We start from the raw sequence: 4,287 nt of genomic DNA, 5'->3' as shown, positions 1-4,287 counted from the left end.
GTTCAAAGTTTTCAAAATCTGCCAGATCCATGAGTTGTGCTATGCTGCCGGCGATGGTGATGACCTGAGCGTTTTTCCGTTCAACGATTGGAGCATAAACTTTTGCTGAAACAGGTTGGACGATAGATCTCTTGACCCCGTCAAAAATCCCCATCACGTCAAGGCGTGCCTTTGCTGCGCCATGTTTTCCAGGCTTTGATATACTGATTGAGAGAATCTTACAAGGCTCATCCTCAACTAGCATGTATTTTCCCTCTTTCAATTTACCGACTTCAGTCTGTTCCTTCATAAAACACCTAATTAAAAGCTGATTATATGTATCGAGCCACCCACACATAAATACACCGTAACGGGACGCTTGGTAGCGATATCCATGGACTTCTTTTCAGCATGTAATTCAATGGCTGTAACAGTCAGAAATGCGATCACTCCTCTCTGCGGGACAGAGGAAGGAGGGCGTGTGATTGGTATTGGGGCTGATGGGACCCCCACCAAATATATTGATAAAGTAGCCGAAGATATCATAATTGCTATTCTTCGTGAATATGGATTATGTAAAACCCTTATTAGTGAGGAGATAGGAAAAATCTCGATTGGTGGAGATAAGGGAACCATTTTCCTTGATCCTGTAGATGGGACTTACAATGCTACTATGAGCATCCCTTTTTATGCTCTTTCTATAGCATATGCAGAAGAAGGTCATATCCTCCAAGCCTTTGTTCACAATCTTGCTACCGGAGAGATATTTACTGCTAAAAAGGGAGAGGGTGCATTTCTAAATGGACATCTGATAAGTGTTTCTCCGACATCTGATCTGCAAACCAGTGCCATGAGTATATATGGAAAACACTTTCAGCAGGATCGGATATTCAACTTGATGCAGAAGATTCGAAGGTTCAGGCAATTTGGGGCGTCTGCACTAGAGATCTCTTATGTGGCTGCAGGAAGAATTGATGGATTTGTAGATCTTCGAAAAACCCTCCGGGTAACTGATGCTGCTGCAGGAGTTTTGATCTGTGAAGAAGCAGGTGGAATTGTCACTGATCTTGATGGGCGCCCAATATCCTTTGCTGATGAAGTTACCATCGGGACCTGTCTCATTGCAACAAACGGGCATCTACACCGAAAAGTTATCGAGTACCTTCGGTGAGGCTCATGGAAATTCTTATTGTTGTCCGGATAGAAGATTCCCGAATACGTGAATATGCAAATCATCTTAGCAACCATCTCACAAAATTAGGGCACACTGTGCGACTAGGTCCTGAGAATCTCCATAAAGAACAAAAAAAGTTATTTGATTCATTATCTCCTCCTGACCTTGTGGTTGTAGTTGGGGGCGATGGCACTATTCTGTTGACGACACAACTCATGCCAGTTCAGGTTCCGCTTATTGGGGTAAACTGGGGAGAAGTTGGATTTCTTGCTGACCTTGAGCCTGAAGTAGCATTCAGGTTTTTTGACCACTTCTCTCTTCCAATCAAGACTGAACCACGGATGAGGATTTCACTCTCTATCGATGGGGAATACATCGGAGATGCCTTGAATGAAGCACTTATTGTCACTGACCGACCAGCCAAGATGCTCAAGTTTCTAATCCACATTAACGGAGTAGTTGCTGAGCGGTTCAGAGCTGATGGGCTTCTCATTAGTACGCCTACCGGGTCAACAGCATATGCGATGAGTGCAGGAGGTCCTATTGTAGATCCCAGAGTGGAAGGTTTTCTTATGGTCCCGCTTGCACCGTTTATGCTTTCTAACCGCCCACATCTTATTGATTCATCCCGGACTGTAAAAGTAACTCTAGAAGCTGAAAAGCCTGCAAAGCTTGTCATTGATGGGCAGATTATTTGCCACATTGGTGAAATGAGTACTATCGATATTATTCGCTCAACAAAACCTGCATTATTCGTGGATGCAGGTCAGAATTTCTTTGAAAAGATCAATAGGAAACTTAAGCATCTATAACCGTTCCAGGTATTGATGAGGAACATTAACTATGATAACTGACGTACAATTACTGGTATCAGGATGCAGATGAGATATCAGGCTATTCTTCTGATCATACTCTGCTTCGCTCTGGTGGGATCAGCCTATGCAGAGTCCGGAGAAGAGTGGTTTGAGATAGGAAGTGCATATTTCGATAACTCCTCCTTTGTTGAGGCTATTGGTGCGTGGCAAAAGGCAGCTGAAGTTGATTCAACTCTTTCGGCGAATGCCTGGTATAATATTGGTCTTGCCTATGCTGGTATGGAACAGTATGAACAGGCCATCCAGGCGTGGGACAAGACTATAGCCCTTGCTCCTGAATCACCAATAGCATATGATAATAAAGGGACGGCTTTAGCCCTGCTGGGTAAAAATGATGAAGCTCTTGCAGCATATGATATTGCTATTAAGTTAGATCCCAGTCAGACGAAATTCAAGTCCGATCGTGATATGCTCGTTAATAGCCTTAATAAAGCCAAGTCTCCGCTATCTCCTGTAGCGGTGATTCTTGCAATGCTGGTTGCCGGTTTCCTCCTTGTATACCGCCGTCGTTTGTAAAATTCTAATTTCTTTTTTTCTCAGCAAAACGTAGGATTATGATGACAATTGTCCAGAAGATTTTTGTGTTTTTCCAGAGATAGGGTTGTTATGGGAAAGGAAATTCAACATAGTTCCTGTTTATCTTTGTTCATTTTACTCATCGGATTGTGTCTTTGTATAAATGCTGTCTGCACGATATCTTGTGCAAACATTATAGGAACCAGAATTGTAATCCCGACAACACTTTCTGTAGGAACATCAGATGACCTGCAGGACTTCATCAGAAATGATGGATCAGAATCAGTGGGCCCATTTGATGTCCAATATTTCCTTTCTTCTGATCAAAATCTCAACGGGCGGGTTTTAATTAGTGAATGGCATGTTGAAGGACTGAAGGCTGGGGCACAGAAATATGGTAATTCTACTATCACAATACCCTCTGGTACACCAGAAGGGACATACTACCTGGTAAGGTGGATTGATCCAACGGGAATATTATCAGATAAAAATCCTACTAATAACATTCAGTGGTCAAAGACACCAATCCACGTGATAAAAAATGAGAGTTCTGGTATTGAAGGAATAGGAACTGTTGTACCTTCCCTGGTAAGTGTCGGTAGCGATGTTCCTGTAACAATAATTGTTAATCTCACTGAAAAAAATACGGAGAGAACCGGTTCTGTGAATCTTTTCCTTTCAATACAGAGCAGACCTGAGTCATCGCTAATCCCAGCGGGGACGATCAATCTTCCCAAAATTCCTTCTTTAGGAGAACAGGAAATCACGGGCAATATGGAAATACCTAGCGATATAAAAACCGGCACCTATTACCTGTTCACTTCTTTTGTTCCTGCAGACCAGATGAAAGGTAAAGGGTCTCCAACCACATTCTGGTTAAATGAAGATCCGATTGTGATTACTTCTTCACCGGGAATCAGTGATAAAACTGGTATTGTTCAGAATCAGCAGGATTCACATCCTGATGTTCTCACTCTGGACACTGAACAGCCAGATGAGGCATTTATCGGTGATTCTTTTACTGTAACGGACTCAGTAAAAAATATCGGTGGTGCTGAAGCCAATATTGTACGGGTCGAATATTTACTTTCATCGAACACAGATGGAACCAACGGAAAGCATCTTGGATGGCGAACGGTAATGAGTCTTCACCCTGACCAAACCAGCACAGAACAGAAACTTCTTGGTGTCCCATCAGACATTAGAGCAGGGTTGAATTACCTGGTAAAAAAGATCACGGTCACCTCGGCAGTTCAGGAGAAGAATACCCAGAATAATATCTGGGTTAGCAATCGGCCTATCAACATTAGATATAATCCTGCATCTCCAATTCCTGATTTGACACATATAAGGACTGTATGGCCAAAAGCACAAATAGGCGAAACAGTTCCAATAACTGATACCATCACCAACATTGGAAAAGGGTGTGCTAAAGATGTTTCAGTTGCATATTATGTATCTCCATATCAAAAGTTTGATGTAGCGACTGCAATGTACCTGGGTGTATGGAGATTGGATTCAATCTGCCCACTAGAACAGAAAACAAACACAACATATGTGACCATTCCATCAGATTTGCCTAATGGTGAGTACTATCTTTATTCAATCATAGATCCTTGTTCATTTATTTCAGATTGTGATGAAGGCATGCCAGAACTAGATAAATCCAATAATATTAATGTTGGAATCTTGACGCTCGGTCCATGTGTTTTTTGTAACTGATGGTTTTCCCTTTTTTTTATC

Annotated in this window: 5 protein-coding genes; 4 read left to right on the top strand and 1 reads right to left on the bottom strand. The window is 42.1% G+C overall.

Annotated elements, in window-relative coordinates:
• Positions 1–289 (bottom strand): translation initiation factor IF-5A (locus tag VN429_RS01045; RefSeq protein WP_325628848.1); only part of this gene is annotated, 289 nt, incomplete at its 3' end.
• A 69-nt stretch (positions 290–358) separates the two neighbouring features.
• On the opposite strand from VN429_RS01045, the gene VN429_RS01040 reads away from it, so the two are divergent.
• The 4 genes from VN429_RS01040 (at position 359) to VN429_RS01025 (ending at position 4,266) form a co-directional block, all read left to right on the top strand.
• A complete protein-coding gene (locus tag VN429_RS01040; RefSeq protein WP_325628845.1) occupies positions 359–1,150 on the top strand; it encodes a bifunctional fructose-bisphosphatase/inositol-phosphate phosphatase in 792 nt (263 codons plus the stop codon).
• 5 nt (positions 1,151–1,155) lie between these two features.
• Positions 1,156–1,965, top strand: coding sequence for an NAD(+)/NADH kinase (locus VN429_RS01035; protein WP_325628843.1), 810 nt, complete (start codon positions 1,156–1,158; stop codon positions 1,963–1,965).
• A 69-nt stretch (positions 1,966–2,034) separates the two neighbouring features.
• The gene (locus VN429_RS01030) at positions 2,035–2,544 is read left to right on the top strand and encodes a tetratricopeptide repeat protein (protein ID WP_325628841.1); all 510 of its coding nucleotides are present in this window, start codon (positions 2,035–2,037) and stop codon (positions 2,542–2,544) included.
• A gap of 90 nt (positions 2,545–2,634) precedes the next feature.
• On the top strand, positions 2,635–4,266 hold the full coding sequence (locus tag VN429_RS01025; protein ID WP_325628838.1) for a CARDB domain-containing protein: 1,632 nt from the start codon (positions 2,635–2,637) through the stop codon (positions 4,264–4,266).
• Positions 4,267–4,287: the final 21 nt, after the last annotated feature.

Source organism: Methanospirillum sp., assembly GCF_035560735.1.
GTDB lineage: Archaea > Halobacteriota > Methanomicrobia > Methanomicrobiales > Methanospirillaceae > Methanospirillum.
This window is presented reverse-complemented; position numbering and strand designations above follow the sequence as displayed.